This is a genomic window from Methanofollis sp., from assembly GCF_028702905.1.
GTDB lineage: Archaea > Halobacteriota > Methanomicrobia > Methanomicrobiales > Methanofollaceae > Methanofollis.
In genome coordinates, this window is the sequence record NZ_JAQVNX010000138.1 from 1 (window position 1) to 4,369 (window position 4,369).

General features: G+C 55.9%; 4 protein-coding genes. All 4 read left to right on the forward strand.

Annotated elements, in window-relative coordinates:
• The first annotated feature begins 122 nt into the window (after positions 1-122).
• Positions 123-1,331 (forward strand): PD-(D/E)XK nuclease family protein, encoded by a 1,209-nt coding sequence (locus PHP59_RS11525; RefSeq protein WP_300167145.1) that lies wholly within the window; start codon positions 123-125, stop codon positions 1,329-1,331.
• 588 nt (positions 1,332-1,919) lie between these two features.
• Positions 1,920-2,138: a hypothetical protein gene (locus tag PHP59_RS11530; protein ID WP_300167147.1), complete on the forward strand. Its 219-nt coding sequence runs from the start codon at positions 1,920-1,922 to the stop codon at positions 2,136-2,138.
• A 374-nt stretch (positions 2,139-2,512) separates the two neighbouring features.
• Positions 2,513-3,103, forward strand: coding sequence for a hypothetical protein (locus PHP59_RS11535; protein ID WP_300167149.1), 591 nt, complete (start codon positions 2,513-2,515; stop codon positions 3,101-3,103).
• The coding region (locus PHP59_RS11540) for an N-6 DNA methylase (RefSeq protein ID WP_300167151.1) at positions 3,100-4,369 on the forward strand (1,270 nt) is incomplete at its 3' end. The genes PHP59_RS11535 and PHP59_RS11540, both read left to right, overlap by 4 nt.

The window sequence follows — 4,369 nt, forward strand, 5'->3', positions numbered from 1 at the left end:
CTAAGGGAAAGAAACCGATCCGTAAATTCATCCCCCATGTGGCAACAGGGTGGGACCGTGAAGAAACCTGGTATTGGGGAAAAGGCCTCCCCAATATTATTCATCTCTAGATAGGAGGAAGAATGACACTTTCGGTGAAATCAAAGCCCTATATAATCCCTGAGTACAGCCTCACTGGCGACTTGCTGAGTTACAAAGCGTGCGGACTGCAGTATCGCTACCAGAATCGGGGAGCCCTTCCCCCTTCGACACCGGTACAACTCTGGTTTGGAGAGTTTATCCACGGTGTCATGGAGGAGGCGTACAAGACCTGGCGTAAAGATCCCGAGGTATTCCACTTCCCTCGCCAGTGGAAGGACGCGATCCGGAAGATCGAGATGAACGTCAATCTCCGTCTCAGGGCAAAAGGCCTCCTTCCCCCTCCCCGTCTTTTCTGCCCCTATGATGAGACGATGAAAACGCCGGGCCTCTGCCCTGACGCCAACCATCCCCACCAGCTCCTGGCCAGTCAGAGAACCGAAGCTGCGATCAATACGTGGGGCCCCCACCTCTTTCCACTCATCGACAGTGCTGAGGTGAAGCTCAAGGGATGTAGAGATATGGTGGGCTATCAGCCAGGAGTCCATAGGGCACAGACATACAGTATTACAGGTGTCGTCGATGTCATCAGTGCAGTCTCCATGGACAATGCACATGAGGGAAATCTGATCCTCCGCTATATCAACACTCATCCAGAGATCAAGGGGATCATCGATGATCTCTCCTCGCGGGACTACGAGGTCATCATCGACTACAAAGGGATGCGACGCCCTCCTGTGTACCTCAGTCCGGGTGTCCCAAACCCTACCTGGGAAGCCCATGAATGGCAGGTGCTCACCTATGCTTGGCTGCGTTCCCACCAGAAAGATGCCTATCGACCGATTGTGGGGATCCTCTTCTATCTGAACGAACTGGTCCCCTCGGCAGACGACATCGGTGATCTCAAAAAGGAGGCGAAGGATGGACTGACCGATATCCTGCCGACAAGTCGGGTGGACAAACAAGCACTGGCAAGGTGGAGGAAGGGATCGAAAGAGAATGCTCTCTCTGCGAATTTGCGCGAACAACGATCCATACGCCTGATCCCCCTCACAGAAGAACGTCAAAAACGGAGTCTTCAGTCATTTGACGGTGTCGTTCTCGATATCGAAAGTTCTGTTGCGAAGGAGATGAAGTGCGGATCGATCCGAGGGTGCTGGCAACCGAATCCTCAGGAAAAAACCTGTACCGCATGTGATTTCAAGATCTATTGTCCAGCGGTGGAGGGAAAATATCAGATGAGTATTCTGTAGTTCATCTAACATTTCCATGATTTTCCCCTCAGTTTTTTCCTCCCTGTCTTTCTCTTCGCACGGGTCAATAGTGCTCATTTTCTGCGACGATGTAAACCTATACTGAGTGCGCTGTATGCTTTTGGGAGATAAGTAAAAGATTTCTGTACAACCAGATTAAATGGAGGCCCAAATAATCAATACTTGATACCTCGAACTCAGCATCTTCTCCCACATCGTCCGGCCAAAAATCCATAGGGTCTACTATTTCCTCGACCTCAAAACCATCAAAAACGCAGTGTTTCGTCGACTTCTGCGACTGTGCCCCAACGAAATTTCAATCTTTTGCTTTTCAGGGACAAAGCCATACGGATCGGTGACTTTGAGAAGTACCAAAGTATCCGAATCGCCGGGACCCCGAAAGTCCTTGCGTCTCTTCCAAATAAAAAAAGGACATCATGTTTACCCATGCAAAAATTACGAGCGATATATTGTTGGATTTCTTGTTCTATCTGGCAATACCCCCTTATATCAGAAATAAAATACAGAAATTCCCTTATAGAGGTAGGAGATATAAAATGTGGCAAAAGAGAATAGAGAGTGAGATAAATGGAGATCAAGTTCACCTATGGCAACGCAGGTCTGGTTCTTCGGGCAGAGGTCCTGAGACAGACTCCGCAGGCATACATCGTCGCGATCGAAAAGATGGCAAATGACTGCAAGAGAGAAAAAGTCATCAAATGTATCGGAAGAGGAACAACTGATTTGGTGGAATACCGGGTGCCCTTTTCACGGGTTATATGGTGCAGTAATCCCAAATCACAGTAAATAATTTTTTTCCTTCTCTCTTTTGAATATTCATAGGTCTAAAGAATTCCCGCAACAAGCATCCCGCTGTGAAGTTTAAAAAGTCCTCGTCAGAGACTCTTATCGGCAGTTCATATGTAGGTTGCGAGCACTGGACAGGAGTAGGAATATGTACGCCCTGGGATGTCACCTTGAAGATCAGCAAGATAGATGAGTGACACAATGATCTCAAACATCGGGATTCTAGACAGTGCCGGAGATATATAAAAGGCGATAAGACAAGTCTCGATCAGGCCCCTTTCGAAGTGTGCCGCCACAAAGCATATATGCCCTGCAAGTAATGATAAAATGGTGATGGGAATTAAATCTCTAACAAAAGTTGTGAGGTGGGGAGTGTGATCGCCTCAACACCCCTCAAAGGTCTTCTCGTCGGGGGAAAAATCCTCCGCGGCGCCCACACAGGGAAACCCACCTCAGAGAGCGACCCCCTGTACCCGGTGGTGGGCATCAGGGCGCTGGCTGAGGACGGCACCGTCGACCACGACAACGTCGAGCACCTCGCAGTCAGGAACGAGACTGACATCGAGCGTTCCTGCATCCACGCTGGCGACGTCCTCCTCTCGATGCGGGGGCAGTTCCGCGCAGCCCTTGCCGACAAAAAGTGCGAGGGCCATATCCTCTCCCAGAACCTCGTCATCCTCAGGTTCAGGGAGGAGGCCGACGCAGCCCTGATGGCCGAGTACTTCAACAGCCAGCAGGGGAGGGACGCCCTCGCCGCCCTCTCCCGCGGGACGGCGCTGCCCCTCCTCTCCATCATGTCCCTGGAGACGCTGGAGGTCCCGGCCCTCGGCGGAGCCGCCCGGAAAGGCCTGGCCCGGTGCCTCGCCGCATACCGGGAGTACGAGGCCCTCGCACACGAGGAGGCGGAGCTGACAGCGCAGATCAGAGACGCACTGGTCGCGGAGTACCTGGGGGTGCGGCAGTGACCGACCTTGAGTCCCGGGCGTTCAGAGAGAGCGTATTTCATATCGTCTCCCTGCTCCAGAGCGACCTCGACGCACGAGACCACCCGAAGGCCCTCACCAGTCTCCTCGCCCTCAAACGCGCGGCAGACCTGAGGGCCGCAGGCGACCTCACCGGCTTTCTTGCCTGCGCCCCGGTCTGGGACGAGATCCGCACTGCAAAGAGTCCGGGGGAGGCGTTGACCGCGGCATATTCCCGTCTGGAAGAGGCACACCCCGGTGGAGAGACCTGGTTCGACACCCTGATATTCAGCCCGAAGAGGGACAGTCTCTGGAGGGAGGCCGCCGCCATCATCTCGGAGTTCTCATTCCAGGACACCGACCCCGGGGCCTTCTCCGAGATGCTCCTCCAGTTCTACCGCGAGGGCCCGGTCTCCTTCGAGACCCCGCACGATCTTGCCCGCCTCCTCGCCGGCCTGCTGGCACCGGAGAGAGGGACGTCCGTGCTCGACCCCTTCTGTCAGGACGGGACGGTCCTGACCGAGGCGGCCAGAGAGCACGGGACGAGAGGCATCACCCTCTACGCCCAGACCCCGAACGACCACAGCAGGCTGGTCACGGCCCTCAACCTCCTCGTGCACAACTGCCCTGACGTGCACATCGCCACCGGCGACCCCATCCTGACGCCATCGTTCGTGCAGGACGACCGGCGCCTCATGCTCTTCGACCGGGTCCTCGGCACCGTCCCCGCGGGCGCCATGGACTGGGGGTCTGAGGTCCTGCAGCACGACCCCTATGTCAGGTTCGTCTACGGCGTCCCGCCGCGGACGAGCAGGGACTTTGCGTACCTCAGCCACGCCATCGCCTCCCTTGCCGACGGCGGGAGGCTGGTGGCCGTCGTCCCGGCGGGAATCCTCTTCAGGAGCGCGAGGACGGAGAAAAAGATCCGTGCAAACATCATCAACAAAGACCGCGTCGAGGCGGTCATCGCCCTGCCGCCCCGGATCTTCCCCGCGACGGCGGTACCGTTTGCGGTCCTCGTCATCGCCGCGGGCAAGGCGGCGGAGAGGCAGGGCAGGACGGTCTTCATCGACGCAGCCGGGTTGTTCCTGGCGGGGAGGGGGCGGAACATCTTCAGAGACGAGGACATCGCGGCGATCCTCGACGCCTACACCGCCTTCAAAACAGTCGAAGGCTTCAGCGCCGTGGCGACCACCGACGAGATCGCGGAGAACGACTTCACCCTGGAGGTCTCGCGCTACGTCCTCCCCGTGGAGGAGAAGGTCGAGA